Source organism: Streptomyces sp. Ag109_G2-15 (assembly GCF_900215565.1).
In the GTDB taxonomy this organism is placed as follows: Bacteria; Actinomycetota; Actinomycetes; order Streptomycetales; family Streptomycetaceae; genus Streptomyces; species Streptomyces diastatochromogenes.
In genome coordinates, this window is the sequence record NZ_OCNI01000002.1 from 208,265 (window position 1) to 226,537 (window position 18,273).

At 70.0% G+C, this 18,273-nt stretch carries 14 protein-coding genes and 3 pseudogenes; 9 read left to right on the forward strand and 8 right to left on the reverse strand.

Going from position 1 to position 18,273, the window contains the following annotated elements; translation table 11 throughout:
• The first annotated feature begins 48 nt into the window (after positions 1–48).
• Complete coding sequence (locus CRP49_RS49400; protein WP_373560420.1) at positions 49–546, forward strand: transposase; 498 nt, start codon at positions 49–51, stop codon at positions 544–546.
• Between the two features lie 122 nt (positions 547–668).
• A pseudogene (locus CRP49_RS49405) lies at positions 669–806 on the forward strand (transposase); the annotation flags it as partial.
• Between the two features lie 426 nt (positions 807–1,232).
• On the opposite strand, the gene CRP49_RS37460 reads toward CRP49_RS49405, so the two are convergent.
• Complete coding sequence (locus CRP49_RS37460) at positions 1,233–2,780, reverse strand: MFS transporter (protein ID WP_257033755.1); 1,548 nt, start codon at positions 2,778–2,780, stop codon at positions 1,233–1,235.
• Positions 2,777–3,646: an SGNH/GDSL hydrolase family protein gene (locus CRP49_RS37465; protein WP_097257882.1), complete on the reverse strand. Its 870-nt coding sequence runs from the start codon at positions 3,644–3,646 to the stop codon at positions 2,777–2,779. Before CRP49_RS37465 ends, CRP49_RS37460 begins: the two co-directional genes overlap by 4 nt.
• A gap of 55 nt (positions 3,647–3,701) precedes the next feature.
• On the opposite strand from CRP49_RS37465, the gene CRP49_RS37470 reads away from it, so the two are divergent.
• A complete protein-coding gene (locus tag CRP49_RS37470) occupies positions 3,702–4,394 on the forward strand; it encodes a TetR/AcrR family transcriptional regulator (RefSeq protein WP_257033756.1) in 693 nt (230 codons plus the stop codon).
• Positions 4,395–4,675: 281 nt separating this feature from the next.
• Here the strand turns inward: CRP49_RS37470 and CRP49_RS37475 are convergent, their stop codons facing one another.
• Together CRP49_RS37475 and CRP49_RS37480 are read right to left on the reverse strand one after the other, a co-directional pair.
• The gene (locus CRP49_RS37475) at positions 4,676–5,044 is read right to left on the reverse strand and encodes a nuclear transport factor 2 family protein (RefSeq protein WP_097257883.1); all 369 of its coding nucleotides are present in this window, start codon (positions 5,042–5,044) and stop codon (positions 4,676–4,678) included.
• A 301-nt stretch (positions 5,045–5,345) separates the two neighbouring features.
• Positions 5,346–5,627 (reverse strand): hypothetical protein, encoded by a 282-nt coding sequence (locus tag CRP49_RS37480; RefSeq protein ID WP_097257884.1) that lies wholly within the window; start codon positions 5,625–5,627, stop codon positions 5,346–5,348.
• Positions 5,628–6,167: 540 nt separating this feature from the next.
• Here CRP49_RS37480 and CRP49_RS37485 point away from each other — a divergent pair.
• The 6 genes and pseudogenes from CRP49_RS37485 to CRP49_RS37510 all read left to right on the forward strand — a co-directional run bounded on the left by CRP49_RS37485 (position 6,168) and on the right by CRP49_RS37510 (position 15,107).
• Positions 6,168–7,301: a LacI family DNA-binding transcriptional regulator gene (locus CRP49_RS37485; RefSeq protein WP_097257885.1), complete on the forward strand. Its 1,134-nt coding sequence runs from the start codon at positions 6,168–6,170 to the stop codon at positions 7,299–7,301.
• A 355-nt stretch (positions 7,302–7,656) separates the two neighbouring features.
• On the forward strand, positions 7,657–9,051 hold the full coding sequence (locus tag CRP49_RS37490; protein ID WP_097257886.1) for an ABC transporter substrate-binding protein: 1,395 nt from the start codon (positions 7,657–7,659) through the stop codon (positions 9,049–9,051).
• 89 nt (positions 9,052–9,140) lie between these two features.
• On the forward strand, positions 9,141–10,079 hold the full coding sequence (locus tag CRP49_RS37495; protein WP_097259231.1) for a carbohydrate ABC transporter permease: 939 nt from the start codon (positions 9,141–9,143) through the stop codon (positions 10,077–10,079).
• Positions 10,076–11,023 (forward strand): carbohydrate ABC transporter permease, encoded by a 948-nt coding sequence (locus CRP49_RS37500; RefSeq protein ID WP_097257887.1) that lies wholly within the window; start codon positions 10,076–10,078, stop codon positions 11,021–11,023. Before CRP49_RS37495 ends, CRP49_RS37500 begins: the two co-directional genes overlap by 4 nt.
• A 59-nt stretch (positions 11,024–11,082) precedes the next feature.
• Positions 11,083–13,265: pseudogene (locus CRP49_RS37505) on the forward strand (beta-galactosidase).
• Positions 13,266–13,302: 37 nt separating this feature from the next.
• Positions 13,303–15,107 (forward strand): annotated as a pseudogene (locus tag CRP49_RS37510) (RICIN domain-containing protein).
• Here the strand turns inward: CRP49_RS37510 and CRP49_RS37515 are convergent.
• The 4 genes from CRP49_RS37515 to CRP49_RS37530 form a co-directional block, all read right to left on the reverse strand.
• Complete coding sequence (locus CRP49_RS37515) at positions 15,108–15,566, reverse strand: Fur family transcriptional regulator (RefSeq protein ID WP_097257888.1); 459 nt, start codon at positions 15,564–15,566, stop codon at positions 15,108–15,110.
• On the reverse strand, positions 15,563–16,033 hold the full coding sequence (locus CRP49_RS37520; RefSeq protein WP_097257889.1) for an ATP-binding protein: 471 nt from the start codon (positions 16,031–16,033) through the stop codon (positions 15,563–15,565). Before CRP49_RS37520 ends, CRP49_RS37515 begins: the two co-directional genes overlap by 4 nt.
• Before the next feature lie 276 nt (positions 16,034–16,309).
• Complete coding sequence (locus CRP49_RS37525; RefSeq protein ID WP_097257890.1) at positions 16,310–17,116, reverse strand: SDR family NAD(P)-dependent oxidoreductase; 807 nt, start codon at positions 17,114–17,116, stop codon at positions 16,310–16,312.
• Positions 17,113–18,120: an NADP-dependent oxidoreductase gene (locus tag CRP49_RS37530; protein WP_179851970.1), complete on the reverse strand. Its 1,008-nt coding sequence runs from the start codon at positions 18,118–18,120 to the stop codon at positions 17,113–17,115. Before CRP49_RS37530 ends, CRP49_RS37525 begins: the two co-directional genes overlap by 4 nt.
• Positions 18,121–18,273: the final 153 nt, after the last annotated feature.

Below are 18,273 nucleotides of genomic sequence, written 5' to 3' on the forward strand. Positions count from 1 at the left end.
AGCAATGGACGCCGGCGCGAGAGAAGCCCCTGATCGGCCGGTTCTTCCGTGTCTCATACACCGTGGAAACTGCAGGCCAAGCACGGCACAGTCCTCGTGGTCGTCGACCAGCCGGCCACGATCGGGGCTCTGCAAATGGCCGTCACCTGCGACGCGTTCATCATCGGGCACGCCGCCCGCGCCATGCCGCGCACCCTGCGTTCCCTCGACTTGTACGACACCACCGTCGCCGAACTGGAGATGATCGTCGGGTTCGACGACGACCTCGCCGCCGAGGCAACCCGCCTGTCCCAGCGGCACCGCGGCCTGTTCACCCAGGTCCCCCGCACCTCGAACGTGTCCTGGCCCGCCATGCAGCACCCGGCCGTGCTGAAACTGCTCAGCCAGTTCGGCTCCCCGGCTCAGACCCGCAAGGGCGGACGCCGACGGCTCATCGCCCTGATCCGCCCGAAGGCGCCCCGCACGGCCGAACGGCTGATCGACGACGTCTTCACCGCGCTCGACGAACAGACCGTCATCGTCCCGGGCACGACGCTGCCGCGCTGATCGTGCGCAGCCTCGCCGACTCGCTCCAAGCCGTCCTCGACCAGCGCACACTCTTCGCCCACCGGATCGAAGAGCTCCTGGCGGCCCACCCTCTTCCCCCGGTCCTGATGTCCATGCCCGGCATGGGCACCAGGACCGGAGCCCGCATCCTCATCGACGTCGACGACGGCACCAGTTTCCCGTCCGCCGCCCACCTCGCCGCCTACGCCGGCCTCGCCCCAGCAACGAGGAGCGGGCTCCTCGGCCCAGAGCGACCAGCCCTCCCAGCGGGGCAACAAGGGCTCAAGCGAGCCTTCTTCCTGTCCGGGTTCGCTGCCCTGGCCGACTCGGTCTCCCGCGCCCAACACCAACACCGATCCCCCTTGACCAAAGTCATGGGGGCCCCGCCCTCACGGCGACGCCGACACGACAGGTGGCACCCCGCACCTCGGCCTCGTCGAGCGAATGACGGTGCGCAGTCCCGTGTCACGGACGTGGGGAGACGTACGCGGACGCCGGGACACAAGGTCGCGGGAGCCCGCGCCCCCTGGGGCCCGGGGGCGCTCGGGACACGGACCGCGCCGACGACACACGCTGTCGGAGTACGGCGGTTTGCACCTGGACAGATCCTGAACGCGGTCCCGCTGCGGCCGCGCCGAGGGACTCCGGCGCGTGTGACCCGGCGAACACGTCCGCCCGCGCGTGCCTCACCCCGTGCCGCCGCCGGTGCTCCGGCTCCTGGGGAGCAGGTGGACCAGGACGGTCGCTGCGACGGCGAGGGCGAGGGTGAACAGGGAGGACATCGCCAGTGCGTGCGCCGCCGCGTCTGTCACGCGGGCCAAGTCGCCTGGGACGCGGTGCGCGGAGGGGTGGAAGGAGTGGAAGAAGACGACGCCGATCCCGGCGACGCCGAGTGCGGCACCGATCTGCTGGGCGGTGGAGAGGACTCCGGAGGCGATGCCCGCGTCGTCGGGGTCGATCCGGGTCAGAACGGCGTTGAGCGAGGGAGTGATGAGCAGCCCACCGCCGAGGCTCTGCAGCATGAGCGTCGGGATCACCACTGCGGGCGTGAACGGGAGGCCGCCGGCCAGGACGAGCGCGGTCGACGCATAGCCGGACGCAAGAGCCACCGCCCCGGCTTCGAGAACGCGGCGGCCGTACTTCGGTACGAGCCTGCTCGCGACCAGGCTGAGGACGAAGAAGGTCACCGCCGCCGGGGTGTACACCAGCCCGGCTCCCAGGGCCGACATGCCGAGTCCGTCCTGGAGGGCGATCGACAGGACCAGGTAGTACGAGGTGATGACGGCGTAGAGGGTGAGGACAAGGACGATGCCGACGGAGAACGACCGTGTGGCGAAGAGGGACATCCTCACGAGGGGGTCACCGCCGCGCTCGGCGGTCCTGCGTTCGGTCCGGACGAAGAGAGCGAAGGCGAGGCCACTCGCGGCGAAGCAGGCCCAGGTCCACCAGGGCCAGCCTGCTTCCCGGCCCTGGATGAGCGGGAAGGCGAGCAGGAACAGCGCGGCACTGAGGACCGCGACCCCGGGGAGGTCGAGCCTCCGGGCGCGCGCCACCCGGGATTCGGGCAGACGCCTGGCCGCGAGCAGGACGGTGACGACGCCGACCGGGACGTTGATCCAGAACACCGGTCGCCAGCCGGAGCCGAACAGGTCGGCGCCGATCAGCAGTCCCCCGATGAGCTGGCCGCCGACGGTGGCGAGCCCGAGCACGACTCCGAGCAGGCCGAAGGCGCGGTGCCGGTCCTTCTCGCCGACCAGCACGGTGATGAGGGCGAAGACCTGAGGGAGCATCAACGCCGCCCCCAGACCCTCCACCAGACGCGCCACGATGAGGCCGCCCGCCGCCTGCGAGAGGGCGCAGCCGACCGATGCCAGCGTGAACAGCGTCGTGCCGACGACGAACATGCGCTTGCGCCCGAACATGTCGCCGAGGCGTCCGCCGACGACGAGGAAGACGGCGTACGTGAGCTGATAGCCCGCCATGATCCACTGCAACTCGCCGCGGCTCGCGCCCAGGTCGGCCTGGACCGCCGGTCCGGCGACGATCACGATGAAGGAGTCGAGGATCGCCATGAACGCCCCGGCCATCGCGATGGCCACCGCCGGCCACGGCGTGCGGGCCGCGGTCGCGCCGGTGGCCGGACCGGCCGGCGGGCCGGCGGGCGAGGACGCGGTGTACGGCGGGGTGCGCGGAGCGGTGGTCCGGTTCCGGGCCGGCTCGCCGATGTCCTTCACGCTCTGTCTCCCCTGCTCGCTTTCCGGTCACCTGGCTGACGCGCGTCCAACACGCCTATGCCGACCCCTACTTGGCGCGAGCCGAGCACGCCCGGGTCGGCACCTCCTTGCCGCGCGTCGAGCACGCCCGCGAGGGCTCTGACGTACTCGGCGGCCATCACGGCCTGGCCAGAGGATGCGAAGTGGATGCGGTCTGCGCTCAGCAGGTCCGGCCGGGAATTGACCGGGTGGTCCCACATTTCGACGAGCACCGCGTCGTGGTCCGCGGCCAGTTGGCGGGTGATGGCGTTGACCCGGCGCACCCTGTCCGGCCAGTCCGGGTACTTCCGCACCACGAAGGCCCTGCCCAGCGTGAAGACGGTCACCCGGGCCCCCGTGCCTGCCGCGAGTTCGAACAGGTGCCTTAACTCCCGCTCGATGCCCGTGAAATCGGGTGCCGTGCAGATCAAGTCGTTGGCACCGCTGGGGACATGGACCAGATCAGGGCGGAACGCGATCATCCGGTCCGCCTGCCTCGCCAGGGTGTCCGCGGTGGTCGCCCCGATCTCGGCCGTGTTCAGGTACGCGGTCGCGGGCCGCACGCGCCGCAGGACACCCTCGACGCGCTCGGCCCACCCCGAGGCGCCGTACCCCGGGCTCGGGTCTCCGGTCCCCGCCGAGAGGCTGTCGCCGATCACCGCGAACCGTTCCCAGGGCGCACCGGCGAGCAGGCCCGCGGCGCTCGCGGGCGAGAGACAGAAGGGGTCGGATTCCTCGGTGAGCGGGGCCCCCGGGGCATGGGTGGCCCCCGAGGACCCGGAGAGGCGGGAGAGCCGGGAGGGATCAGGTCCCCGGTCGCCTCGGGAGGAGTTCTCTGTGATGGTCATGCAGTAAACGTACGACCGGTCGTACGTTTACTGCAAGTGTGGCAGGATGGGGATCGTGAGCGAACTGGCAGATGAGCGGCCGGGCACCGGCGCGGCCATGGAGTCGGTCCCGGGCACGGCACGGGCAACGGACGCGGCGGGTACGGCCGGTACATCCGACCGGCGCCTCCTGCGCGGTGCGCAGACCCGGCAGACGATCGCCCGCCACGCTGCCGACGTGGCCTCCCTGGAAGGGCTGAGCGGGCTCAGTATCGGCCGGCTGGCCACCGACCTCGGGCTGAGCAAGAGCGGCGTCCAGACCCTGTTCGGGACGAAGGAGCGGCTGCAGGTCGCCGCCGCGGAATCCGCACGCGAGGCATTCCTCGACGCGGTGGTGCGCACCGCCTGGTCCGCCCCCCGCGGCGCGGCACGGTTGCGCGCCCTGACCGAGCACTGGATCGCCTACGCCGAGGCACCGCTGTTCCCCGGCGGCTGCTTCTGGGCCGCGAACCTAGCCGACTTCGACAGCCGCCCGGGAAAGGTCCGCGACACCCTGTCCGGCCACCACCGGGACTGGCTCGACACCCTCTCCGGCGAACTGCGGGAGGCCGTAGGCGCCGAGGAGATCGCCGGCGTGGACGCCGAGCTCACCGCGTTCCAGATCGACGCGGTGCTCACCGCCGCCAACATCGCCCTGCGTCTCGGCGCCGACGACGCAACGGCCAAGGCCCGGCGCGTGATCGACGGGTTCCTCGCGGCTCCGCGCTGAACCGCCGCGCTTCCCGCACCCCGCACGCACTGGGTCCGGGCCGAGCATCAACCCCCTCACCGGGCCTCGTCGCCGTCCGCCGTGTTCAGGTGTCCTGCGCCGCTTCCCGGCGGGTGACGGTGTCAGCCCGCACCTTGCTCCTCCGCCGCCTTCACCTGAGGCTCTGCGGTCGGCTGCAATCCGGCCTCCTCCTCCGCGACCGTCGCCGGCAGCTCCCGCAGCCGTGCCGCCTGCGACACGACATCGAGCAGAGCCTCATCGAACGTGCCCCGGGCGAAGGTTCATGCCTCGGGGAGCCGGTCGAGGAAGCCGAGGACGGAGGTGATCCGGCCATCCTCGGCCAGGGTGACCACGTCCGAACCGGCGACCGGCGCCAAGCCGTCGGCGGTGGACACCAGCTCCCAGCCGAAGCGGGCGATGTGATGGTTGCCGTCCACCTCACCGGCCAGCCTGAACTCAAAGCCGGGGAACTGCTCCTGCGCGGCCCGGATCACCGCGGCGATCCCCTCGTGGCCGCGCACGTCGGCCAGCGGGTCGGTGTAGGTGCCGTCCTCGGTCCAGGCCGCGGCAACGGCCTTGGCGAGCGCCTCGGCGTCGGTGGCGTTCCACGCCTCGAAGTAGCGGACGACGGCGGCAGCGTAGATCGACATGGCGGGACTCCCTTTTGGTGAAGCGGCTCAGTAATGAAGTCAGTTGGCCCGGGCCCCGGGCCGGAGTGCGCCGGCCCGGAACCCGATGACTCCACCTTGCCGCGCCCCGCCCGGCCACGCGATTACCCCCCAGGTAATGGCCCCCGTCCCACCGAACAACCCACCCACCCCGGCTTGGATTGGGCAGGGCAGGGCAGGAGAGTCCGCCCGGTGGCGCAACTGCAGACGGGCCGGTGGGCCTACGAGATCAAGTTAGGGACAGGGTTTTCAGGGCGAGATGGCTCGGTTGAGGAACCCGGGGTCAGTCATCAAGGCAGTGAAGGACCTGCGCGAACTCGTCGTTCTCGACCAGGCCGACCAGGATCTCAGTCATGCTGCTGATGCCGGCGTCGCGGACTATGAGTCCGTCCGAGCACCAGAAGTAGCGGCCTGCGAGGGCTTCGCCGCTCTCGGCCCATCGCGCCATGATGGCTTCGACCTGGGCCAGGGTGATGACGGTGGCGCTCCAGCGGGAGCCGTCCTTGAGGTCCACGAAGACATCGACGTTGTCCACGGCCTCCAGGTCCTCGTCGGCGTTGGGCAGAAATGCGGCTTCGAAGTGCTCCGTGCTGACGCGGTACCAGGGTCCGTCCCAGCTGCTGTGCGCTGTGGCTCATCGGGCGAGTGTGCCGGGCTGATCGCCGCACCTCAACCGCGTTCCTCCGACACGCTTCCGGCCGTGCGACGCACCGGCATCGACCCGACCGTCCGTTCCACGGATGCCCTGCCCCAGCCGGCCGACCTGATCGCCGACGGCAAGCTCGACCTCCCCGCTCCCAGGCTCGCGATACACGGGTGAGGTCACCACCACCGCGCACAGCCACCAAGCGGCACTCGCCACCGCTCCGACCCACACGCATGTCTACGCAGGCAGAGCAAGGCCGTCAAGGTGTGAGGCACACACACCGGCACCCAACCCGGAAGGGCCCGAGATTGCCGCCGCCTGCGTGGGTCGGATCGGCGGAGCAAGTTACGAATGCGCGTCCAGACCCTTGACGGCCACCTTATGACTGCGTAGACATGTCAGCGCAGTCAGACGGACATAGGCTGGCACCGGCACTGATCACGATCGGCGGGAGACACCATGACGCGAGGGGCAGGACGGGGCGGGAGTTCCGGCGCACCGCGCAGTGTGGACGTGGCCCGGCTGGCGGGCGTCTCGCAGAAGACGGTGTCCCGGGTCTTCAACGACGAGCCGTACGTCTCGGCCGAGGTGCGCCGACGCGTTCTGGAGGCGGCCGAGGAACTGGGCTACCGGCTGAACAACGCGGCCCGGGCACTGGCCTCCGGACGTACACGGTCCATCGGCGTGGTGACACTGGGAACCGCCCTGTACGGGCCTGCCTCACTGATCATGGGGGTGGAGCGCGCCGTACGGGACAGGGGGTACGCCCTCCGTGTGGTCAACACCGTGGAAGGCGACCCGGCCGGAGTCGCCGGTGCCGTGGACTCGCTTCTCGACCAGGGCGTGGACGGCATCGTCATCTCCGAGCCGATCGACGACGGGCACGACGGAGACCTCTCAGGCCTTGTCGACGTACCCATACTCGTCCTCGGCGCGCCGCCCTTGCCCGCGCCCAGGGCGTTGGCCGCGGGCGTAGGCGCCGCTCTGATGGCACGTGCGGCCACCGAGCACCTGCTGGACCTGGGGCACGCCACTGTCCACCACCTCGCCGGTCCGCAGCGGTGGTACGCCGCCCGGGACCGGCTGGAGGGCTGGCGGGCTGCGCTCGCCGCGCACGGCAGGACGGTGCCGCCCGTCGTCGAGGGCGACTGGTCGGCCGCGTCCGGCTACGCGGCGGGCCACGAACTGGCCTCCGACGGCGACATGACGGCGGTGTTCGCAGCCAACGACGACATGGCGATCGGCCTCATTCGCGCGCTGGCGGAAGCCGGCCGGCGCGTGCCGGACGACGTCAGCGTCGTCGGCTTCGACGACATCCCCGTCGCCGCCTATGTGAATCCCCCTCTCACCACGATGCGTCAGCCCTTCGACGCCGTGGCCCAGGAGGGACTCAAACGCCTCGTGCACTCCATCGAGAACCCACAGGCGGACCCCTTGCCGGCCAGTGATCCACCGGTCGACCTCGTGGTCCGGGCCTCGACCGCGCCCCCACCGCCCCGGATGACCCCAGGTCGTGGTCGGCGCACCGTCTCCCGTCCCAGTGGGGGCCGGCACAGCCCGCCCCTGAACGGAGGCACCTCCACCCAAAACTGACCACGACGGACCAGCCCGGGCAGCGGCCTTCACCACCGGGCACGGGAGCGCGAGGCGAGCCACCGTACCGACCTCTGCTCCCCTCATCTCTTCCTCGACCGCACCCTTCACGCGGTAGCCGCTGAGCGGTCTGCCGCGCCGGCTCTCTGCTCCACCCCGTTACTTCCCCGGTCACGCGCTGCCACCACTACGGCAGGTGGAGGCCCGACGGGCGAAGTCCGCGAGGACGTGCACCCGCGCCATGGCGACCTCCATGTCCTGGCCGTCACGTTCGAGCCTCCTTCCTTCTCGTCACCCTCGTTTCGCACGCCCTCGCCCGGCGTGCCATCCCCTCATCCACCGGCGGGAGTTCACCATGCGCAGATCCAGCTCCACCCCCAGCCCCTCCCAGATGAGCCGCCGGCTCTTCCTCACCGCAGCGGGAGCGGTGTCCCTGGGTGCCGCACTGTCCGCCTGCGGCGGCGGCAGCGACGGCGGAGGCTCCGGCTCCTCCACGAAGCCGGTCGGCCAGGCCGACATCGACAAGGCGATGAAGACTCCGACCGAGCTGACGTTCTGGACGTGGGTCCCGGGCATCGAGCAGGAGGTCGCGCTGTTCGAGAAGAAGTACCCGGCCATCAAGGTCAAGGTCGTCAACGCGGGCCAGGGCGTGCAGCATTACACGAAGCTGCGCACGGCGATCAAGGCCGGCAAGGGTGCCCCGGACGTGGCGCAGATGGAGTACCAGGCCATTCCGACGTTCACGATCACGGACAGTCTTCTGGACCTGCGCCCCTACGGCGCGTCCAGTCTGAAGGACACGTTCGTCGACTGGACATGGGGACAGGTCAGCGGTCCCGAGGGGGAGATTTGGGCGATCCCGCAGGACACCGGTCCGATGGGCATGCTGTACCGGGCGGACATCTTCGACAAGCACGGCATCGAGCCGCCGAAGACCTGGGACGACTTCGCCGCCGCGGCGCGCAGGCTGCACAAGGCCGACCCGGACGTCTATATCACCAACCTGGCCGCCAACGAGGCGGCCGCGTGGCACGGTCTGCTCTGGCAGGCGGGGGCCAAGCCCTACGCGACCTCCGGCAAGGGCAACGTCTCCATCGACGTCGACGACGCGATCTCCAAAAAGCTCGCGGCCTACTGGGGCGGGCTGGCTCAGGCGGGTGTCATCGGCGTCGAGCCGGACTTCACCGACGCCTGGTTCTCCGCCCTGAACAGGGGCAAGTACGCGACCTGGATCACCGCCGCGTGGGGGCCGGTCTTCCTCGCCGGCTCGGCCAAGTCCACCGCGGGCAAATGGCGGGCGGCCCCCCTGCCGCAGTGGGACGCTGCGAAGCCGAGTTCGGGCAACTGGGGCGGTTCGACCAGCGCCGTCATCAAGGCGACCAAGAACCCGATCGCTGCGGCGGTGTTCGCGCAGTTCCTCAACAGCGACCCCGAAAGCGCGCAGCTGCTCAACACCAAGCAGTCGTTCTTCCCGGCGACGAAGCGACTGCTCGCGGACCCGGCCTTCGCCGGTGACGCACCCGCCTTCTACGGCGGACAGAAGGTCAACCAGGTGTTCGCCCGGATCGGCGAGACGGTCAGCCGCGACTTCCAGTGGCCACCGTTCCTCGACCAGGCCGTCACCGACTGGACCGAGACCGTCGGCACGTCCCTCGCCAAGAAGAAGGACTCCGTCGCCGCGCTCGACGCGTGGCAGACGCGGCTGACCACCTACGCCAAGGCCCAGGGCTTCACCGTCCAGGCTCCGTGAGGTCCGGCGGGTCCCATGCTCCGACGCTCTCCGCCAGGAGAACGGGCCCCGCGTCCGGCCAGTCCCTCTCCCGTCAGAAAGGCCCGATGATGACTGCCACGACCGCGGCCTCCACCGAGGCCCCGCGCCGAGCGGGGCCGAAGCGTCACCGGCTCGGTGGCCTGCGTCATGGTGCGGCAGGTCCGCTGTTCGTCGCACCGTTCATGGTGCTGTTCCTGCTCATGTTCCTCACCCCGCTCGGCTACGCCGCCTACCTCAGCCTGTTCCAGGAGAGGCTCATCGGCGGGAACACGTTCGTCGGGCTGGACAACTACGTGACCGCCCTGGAGGACCCGCTCCTGAGGGAAGGGGTTCTGCGGGTCGCGGCGTTCTTCGTGATCCAGGTCCCGCTGATGCTTCTGCTGGCCCTCGGCTTCGCGCTCGCGCTCGACAGCGGCCTGTTGCGGCTCGCACGGGTGATCCGCCTGGGCATCTTCGTCCCCTACGCCGTCCCGAGCGTGGTCGCCACCCTCATGTGGGGCTACCTCTACGGGCCGGACTTCGGGCCGTTCGCCCAGCTGAGCAGGAAACTCGGCCTGCCGGTCCCGCACTTCCTCAGCGACGGATGGCTGCTCGGCAGCCTGGCGAACGTCGTGACCTGGGAGTTCGTCGGCTACAACATGATCATTCTGTACGCGGCCCTGCGCACGATCCCCCAGGAGCTGTACGAGGCCGCCGCGATGGACGGCGCCGGCGCCTGGCGGATCGCCTGGTCGATCAAGCTCCCGGCCCTGCGCCCGGCGCTCCTGCTCACCCTTCTGTTCTCCGTGATCGGCAGCTTCCAGCTGTTCAACGAGCCGAAGCTGCTGCAGCCCATCGCGCCCGACGTCATCGACTCTTCGTACACCGCGAACCTCTACGCCTACTCCCTCGCCTTCACCGGCCAGCAGGTCAACTACTCGGCCGCGGTGTCCTTCCTCCTGGGCCTGGTCATCGTGATCTTCTCCTACGCCGTCCTGTTCACCGCGAACCGCAGGAGGACGTCATGACGACCACGACTCCCCCGGCCACGTCCCGAGCGGCCGTGACCGCCACCGCAACCGGCGCGCCCCGGGCGGCTCACCGGTGGCGCCGGCGGTCGGCCCGGCGTCGCAGCACACCGCTGACCATCGTCATGCTGGCCGTCCTGGCCTACTTCCTGCTGCCGTTGTTCTGGCTCGCCGTCGCCTCGACCAAGAGCACCCAGGACCTGTTCAACAGCTTCGGGCTGTGGTTCTCGCACGCTCCGCAACTGCTCGAGAACATCCGGGAGACGCTGACGCACGACGACGGGGTCTTCCTCCACTGGCTGCTCAACACCATCCTGTACTCCGTCGGCAGTGCGGTCGGTGCCGCGCTCCTGGCGGCCGCCGCCGGCTACGGGTTCGCCAAGTACCGGTTCCGGGGCAACAACGCCGCCTTCTCCCTGGTGCTCGGCGCCGTCATGATCCCCACCACCGCCCTGGCCATTCCGACCTATCTGCTCTTCGCGAAGGCGGACCTGGTCAACACCCCCTGGGCCATCGTCCTGCCCTCGCTCGTCAGCCCGTTCGGCCTCTACCTCATGCGCGTCTACGCCCAGGACGCGGTCCCGGACAGCATCTTGGAGGCCGCGCGCATCGACGGTGCCGGTGAGCTGCGGATCTTCTTCCAGATCGCCCTGCGACTGCTGGCCCCGGGCCTGGTGACCGTCGTGCTCTTCACGCTCGTCGCGACCTGGAACAACTACTTCCTACCGCTGATCATGCTCAACGACCCGCGCCTGTACCCCGTCACGGTCGGGCTCTCCTCCTGGGCGTCCCAGGCCGTCGGCGGCGGGGCCGGCGCGAACAGCAACATGCTCGCGCTCGTCGTGACCGGCTCCCTCATCTCCATCGTCCCGCTCGTCGTCGCCTTCCTGCTCCTGCAGCGGTACTGGCAGAGCGGTCTGGCCACCGGCGGCGTCAAGCAGTGACGCATTGCCGGCATCACCGCCGGCCCTCTGGCCCCATCGATTCTTCGGAGGTTCCCCTTATGGCGGTCCTGCCCGCCCGCGTCCTCTTCGGCGCCGCGTACTACCACGAGTACACGCCCGCCTACGATCCCGGGCTGCGGCCCGACGAACGGCTGAAGACCGACCTCGACCTGATGGTCGAAGCGAACTTCACCGTGATCCGGGTCGGCGAGTCGGTCTGGTCGACCTGGGAGCCGGAGAACGGCAAGTTCGACCTCGACTGGCTCCAGCCGGTCCTCGACGGCGCCCACGAACGCGGCATCTCCGTCATCCTCGGCACGCCGACCTACGCCGCGCCACCGTGGTTGGCCCGGCAGTACCCGGAGATCACCGGCGAGCGGCGCACCGGTGAGCGGATCGGCTGGGGCGCTCGCCAGGAGGTCGACTTCACCCACCCCGGCTACCGCTTCCACGCCGAGCGGGTCATCCGCAGGATGGCCGCCCGCTACGCCGACCACCCGGCGCTCATCGGATGGCAGGTCGACAACGAACCGGGTCTGCACCTCTTCCACAACCACGGTGTCTTCCAGCGCTTCGTGGACCACCTGCGCGAGAAGTACGCAGACGTCGAGACCCTCAACCGTGAATGGGGCCTGGTCTACTGGTCGCACCGGCTGTCGACATGGGCCGACCTGTGGACGCCGGACGGCAACGAGCAGCCCCAGTACGACGTCGCCTGGCGGGAGTTCCAGGCCCGCCAGGTCACCGAGTTCATCGGCTGGCAGGCCGACATCGTCCGCGAGTACGCGCGCCCCGAGCAGTTCGTCACCACCTGTATCTCCTACACCCGCCAGGGGGTGGAGGACGACGAGATGACGGACCGTCTCGACATCGCCTCCGGCAACCCGTACTACGACATGCAGGACGGCCTGCTGCTCCCCGATCCCACGCCCGAGAACCACGAGCAGATCTGGAAGACCACCGGGGTGTGGTCGATGTACCAGACCGCCGACTGGATGTTCTCCTCCCGCCAGGCACCGTTCCTGGTCACCGAGACCAACGCGAACTCCATCGGTTTTGCCTGGGACAACCGCCCCGGTTACGACGGCCAGTGGCGGCAGGCCGCGTGGGCGCACGTCGCTCGCGGAGCCCGGATGATCGAGTACTGGCAGTGGCAGACGCTGCGCCTCGGCGCGGAGACCTACTGGGGCGGTGTCCTGCCGCACAGCGGGCAGCCAGGCCGTACGTACGCCGAACTGGCCCGCCTGGGAGCCGAGTTCGACAAGGCGGGCCCGCTCGTCGCGGGGATCGAGCCGGACGCCGACATCGCGCTGGTCTACTCGATGCCGAGCAAGTGGCTGATGCAGAAGTACCCACCGCTCGCGACCTCCGGGGGCGAACCGGATCCCGCCGCGTACCACCGGATCTTCGACCCCTTCTACCGTGGCGCCTTCGACGCGGGCCGCCAGGTACGGATCGTGCATGCCCGGCAGTTGCACGACCCCAGCGGGCAGCGGGAGGGGATGACGCCCGAGGAGGCCGCGCGACGCCACCCGGTCCTCGTCGTCCCGGCCCTGTACGTCGTCGCCGACGCCACGCTCGACTGGCTCGTCGCCTACGCCCACGCGGGCGGCCACCTCGTCCTCGGCCCGCGCACCGGGTACGCCGACCACGAGGCCCGCGCCCGGCTCGAACCGGCCCCCGGGCGGCTCGCCGAGGCAGCCGGGGTCCGCTACGACGAATTCAGCAACCTGGTGCGGGACGTCGTGGTCCGTGCCGTGCCCGGCGGCCCGCTCGTCGTGCCCGACGGTGCGACGGCGACGCGCTGGACCGAGGGTCTCACGGTCGTCGACGCCGACGTGCTGGCCTCCTACGACCACCCGCACTTCGGGCGCTGGCCCGCCGTCACCACCCGCCGCCACGGCGCCGGTCGCATCACCTGCGTGGGCACCGTGCCCGGCCGTGACCTCGCCCGGGCGCTCGCCACCTGGATCGCTCCGGCTCAGCGCAGCGGGTGGCGGGATCTCCCCGCCTCCGTGACCGCGACGACCGGCACCTCCCCGACGGACGCCGCGTCCACATCGTGCACAACTGGAGCTGGGAACCCGCGCGCGCTCACACCCCGGTGGACCTGACCGACGTCCTGAACGACAGTCCCGCACCGGCCGGCACGGCACTGGACCTCGGCCCGTGGGACGTACGGGTCCTCGTCGTGGCCGACACCGGCACCGCCCCGACCCCCGAAGCAGACACCTGCTCCTGACCCGGGCACCACCGTGGTCATCCCCGAAGGAGGAACCATGCAGAGAAGAACGCTGGTGAAGACGTTGGGAACCTTCGCCGCAGCGTCCGCGTTGCTGGCCGTACCCGCGTCCGGTGCGCAGGCGTACAACCCGACGGGCGGCACCCTGTACCAGCTCGGGAGCGAACCCTGCCTGAAGGGACGGGGCAACTGCGCGATCTACCCCAAGTCGGCGCAACTGCCGAGCGGACGTCTGGTGGCGTCGTTCGAGAAGTCCACCGTCGTGACGGAGACGGGAAGCGCCGACAAGCAGACCCTGCCGGTCTACAAGAGCGACGACGATGGCACGTCGTGGCAGCCGCTGTCCGAGGTCAAGGCTCCGGCCTACCTGTCCGACGACCCTCAGTACGCGAAGTACACCAGCAACTGGACCAACCCGTATCTCTACGTGCTTCCGCAGGACGTCGGGAACCTGAAGCAGGGCACGCTGCTCCTCGCGAGCGTCGTCTCGGGCGACGACTACTACTACAAGGAGCACAAGGCGGCCGACCCGAACTGGACACCGTCCAACGACGGGGACCGCAAGGACCTCGCGATCGCCCTGTACTCCAGCACCGACGAAGGTGCGAACTGGAAGATCCTCAACGTCGTCGCGACCGGCGGCTGGCAGGGCGGCAGCGCCGGCGCGGTCGGCAGAACATCGCGAACGCCAACACGAACCATCAGGTGGATCCCCTCTGGGAGCCCTACCTGATGGTCTACAAGGGCAAACTCGTCTGCTACTACTCCGACGAGAACGACTACACCGGCTTCGATCCGACCACCGGCGTCCCCACACCGGACCCGGCGAACGACACCGCCCCGGACTCGCACGGCCAGATCCTCGCGCACAGGACCTGGGACGGCCGTAGTGCGCAGTGGAGCGACCCCGTCGTCGACATCGCCGGCTTGACCCAGGACATGGGCGGCGGGAAGACGGAGATCGGAGGCGGGCGACCGGGCATGGCCAACGTCGTCCGCACGACGGACGGCAAGTGGCTCCTCACCTACGAGTACTGGGGCGGCGGAGCCAACACCAGATACCGGATCTCCGACGACCCGCTGACGTTCTACACCGGCTCGCCCACCGGCACGGGCGTCAACTCACTGCCGGTCGACACCGGTTCACACGCCCTCTCGACGGGTGGCAGCCCGGTGATCATCAGGCTCCCCGGGGGACGACTGGTCTACGACGCCGCGGGCAGCGGCAACGTGTGGGTCAACGAGAGCGGACGCAGCGACGGCGTGTGGAAGGAGTACCAGACGACCTCTCAGGCCGGCTACAGCCGCAACCTGCAGTACGTCGAGGGCACCGGCCACATCTCGATACTCAACAACCAGGGCACGTCGACGCTCAAGTTCGCCGAGGTCGATCTCGGTCACTCGGACGGCGCCTACTACCAGCTGGTGAACCGGAAGACGGATCAGGTGATCGGTACCGGCGGCAAGACCAACGACGCGAACATCGGCAACGGCGACGTTCCCGACGTCCGTCTGGAGGCCCCCGGCTCGGCGGCGGACGCCGACACCCAGTTCTGGCACGTCGTGACCGAGCCCAACGGCGGTGCCACCCTGCTCAACAAGGCGGGCGGCCGCGCGGCAGCCATCTGGACGGGCAACGCGACGGTGGGACAGAAGATCGGCCAGTGGGTGGACAACAGCGCCACCGGCAGCTGGAACCTCGTCAAGACCAGCGACGGGTTCTACAAGCTGCAGTCCGTCAAGAACACGAACCTGTACCTGACCGGTGCGTCCGCCGGGGCACAGCCGACCTTGCAGAACGCGCTCACGGACGGCTCGCAGGACTGGGAGCTCGTCCAGTAGTCAGGGCGCCGGGGTGACAGCCCGGCAGTCGGGGCACAGACCCCAGAAGGTCACGGCGGCCTCCTGGATGTCGTACTCCTTGGGAAGCCGCGGTTCCAGGCAGGGAGCCGCACCCACCGAGCATTCCACGTCACGGATGGCGGCGCAGCGGAGGCACACGAAGTGGTGGTGGTTGTCGTGATGCTCGATCTCGTAGCGGGCCGGGTGACCGGGGATCTGGGTGCACCGGACCAGACCGGCGTCCGTGAGCGCGCGCAGCACGTTGTAGGTGGCCTGCAGGGACAGGCCACCCGTGACCCGCTGGGCGCGCTCGCGCAGGGCGTCGGCGTCGAGGTGGCCGGCCGACTCGGAGACCGCCATCAGCAGCGCCATGCGCTGCGCGGTCACCCGCATGCCTGCCGTGCGCAGGCGTGCCGCCGCCAGCGCCATCGGCTCCTCGCCAGTCGTCGCGGTTGTCATGCTGCCTCGCCTCTCCAGCCGCCCCTCAGTGCCACCGGGCCGTTCACGACGCTCCCGTCCCTCCACAGTGCGCTCTGCTCGTCCGAGGAATCCCCTCCGCCCGGCCCCGGCTCGTCCGCCCCGGCGGAGAGTTCGAACCATACGGTCTTCCCCAAGGGCAGGCCGCGCTCGTAGCCCCACCGTGCGGCCAGCATGTCCACGAGTGCCAGTCCGCGGCCGCCCTCGTCCTCGGAGCCGGCGTCGGAGAGTCGCGGAGGTTGCGTGGAACCGTCGCTGACCGTACAGCGCACATCCGGGACCCGCTCGAGGGTGAGGCGCAGCGGGCCGGCGCCATGCCGCAGCGCATTGCACACCAGCTCGCTCACCAACAGTTCGGCGACCGGGACGAGATCGCCGAGATCCCATCGGGGCAGTACGTCGCGTACGGCGGTCCTCGCCAGACCGCACGCGGTCGGCGACCACGGCAAGAGTCCAGGTCCCGGTCCCGAACGGGCCGGGGGCGGCCGTGTCAGGGATCGCTCCGCCCGAGCGGGAATCCCGGGCGATGGTGCGGGTCATGCGGGCACCCTTCAGGGGACGGTTGCCTTCTCTCTTTCGACCGTACGCCTTCTTTGGAGTCAGTCAAGTCTATGGAGTGGGTCCTCTTCTCTGATTACCTCAAGTTACTGGAGGCCACTCGGGTTGATTCCGCACGCCGGTGGGGGCGGGCCCGGCCGTTCGCAGGACCCACCCCCGGAAACGTCTCAGACGCCGACGGGCTTGGCCGGGCCGGGGACGTTGCGGAAGCGGAACGGCTCCGGTTCGCGGCCGGCCTGGATGAACCAGCACTCCCCGGTGCCGTCGCCGGCGACGATCCGCAGCACCGTGTCCGCGACGACCTCGGCCGGGATGACCGGCAGACCCTGCTCGGAGAGCATGCCGCGCAGGGGGTCGATGATGCGCGACTCGGCGAACCCTGGGCAGACCGCGTTGAAGCGCACGTTCTCCGGCGCGAGAGCCGGCCCCAGAGAGCGTGCGAGTCCCACGACCGCGTGCTTGTTGGCCCCATACAGCGGATCGAGCGGCACCGCCGCCAGGCCCGCCAGGGAAGCGGTCGCCACGATCGATCCTCCGCCGCGGGCCCTCAGCGCGGGCAGGACCGCGTGGGTGCCGAAGACCACGCCGTCGAGGTTGGCACCCATCGCCCGGCGGTAGCGCACCAGGTCGAAGTCCTCGCCGACGCCGCATCCGGTCGCCACGCCCGCGTTGAGCAGTGCGATGTCGACACCGCCGTACCGCTCCTGGGTGAACTCCACCAGGGCGCGGTTGGCGTCGAGGTCGGAGACGTCACAGGCGCGGAAGTGGCCGTCGACCATGTCGGCCACCTCCCGCCCGCCCTGCGCGTCGAGGTCGGCGACGACCACGCGCGCGCCCGCCCTCGCCAGTGCCAGCGCCGAGGCCCGGCCCAGTCCGCTGGCAGCGCCGGTGACGATCGCCACCTTTCCCTGGAGCGAGACGCCGTCCTTCTGCTCTTCCCACGGGGCGACGGACCCGCTCTCAGCGGCGGTCATGCCAGCTCCAGCACGAGCTTGCCGACGTTCTCGCCGCGGAAGAGCATCTGCAAGGTCGCGGGGAAGTCGTCGACGGTGCCCCTCACCACGTGTTCCTTGACCTTGATGCGGCCGGCGCCGATCCAGGCGGAGATCTCCTGCGCCGCCTCCGCGTAGCGCTTGGCGTAGTCGAAGACGACGAAGCCCTCCATGCGGGCGCGGCGCACCAGCAGCGAGAGGTAGTTGGAGGGGCCCTTGACCGGCGTGGCGTTGTTGTACTGGCTGATCGCGCCGCAGACCACAACGCGCGCGTGCATCGCGAGCCGGGTCAGGGCGGCGTCCAGGATGTCCCCTCCGACGTTGTCGAAGTAGACGTCGATGCCGTCGGGGGCGTGCTCGCGCAGCGCCTTTCTGACGTCTTCGGCTCGGTAGTCGATCGCCGCGTCGAATCCCAGTTCGTCGGTGAGCATGGCGCACTTCTCCGGCCCGCCGGCGATGCCCACGACGCGGCAGCCCTTGGCCTTCGCGATCTGACCCGCGATGGTGCCGACCGCGCCTGCCGCCCCCGACACCACGACGGTCTCGCCGTCCTGCAGCGCGCCGACGTCCAGCAGGCCGAAGTAGGCGGTCATGCCGGGCATGCCCAGCACTCCCAGATACGTCGAGGGCGGGGCGAGGGAGGTGTCGATCTTCAGGGCGCCCCGGCCGTCGGAGACCACGTGCTCCTGGACGCCGAACGTGCCGACCACGTGGTCGCCGGGCTGGAAGTCGGGGTGATTGGATGCGGTGACCTCAATGACCGATCCTGCGCGCATCACCTCCCCGATGCCCACTGGCGGCAGGTAGGAGGGGCGGTCGTCCAGCCAGCCCCGCATGGCCGGGTCCAGGGAGATGACGCGGGTCCGGCCCGCGAACCGGCCCGGACCCGGTTCCGTGAGCGGTGCGGAACAGTGCTCCCAGTCTTCGGGTTTCACTTCGCCCACGGGGCGGGCTGCCAGACGGATCTGGCGGTTGGTCGTGGACATCACGCCTCCTGTTGTTGCGGCTCCCCGAGACCATACCGACCAGTAGGTAGGTCGTTGCTCGTGATATTCCCCACAGATCATCCATGAGTCCGAGGACCTAGGGTCCGGGGGTCATGAACCGTCGACGGACCGCCGTCGACCGGATGCCTCATC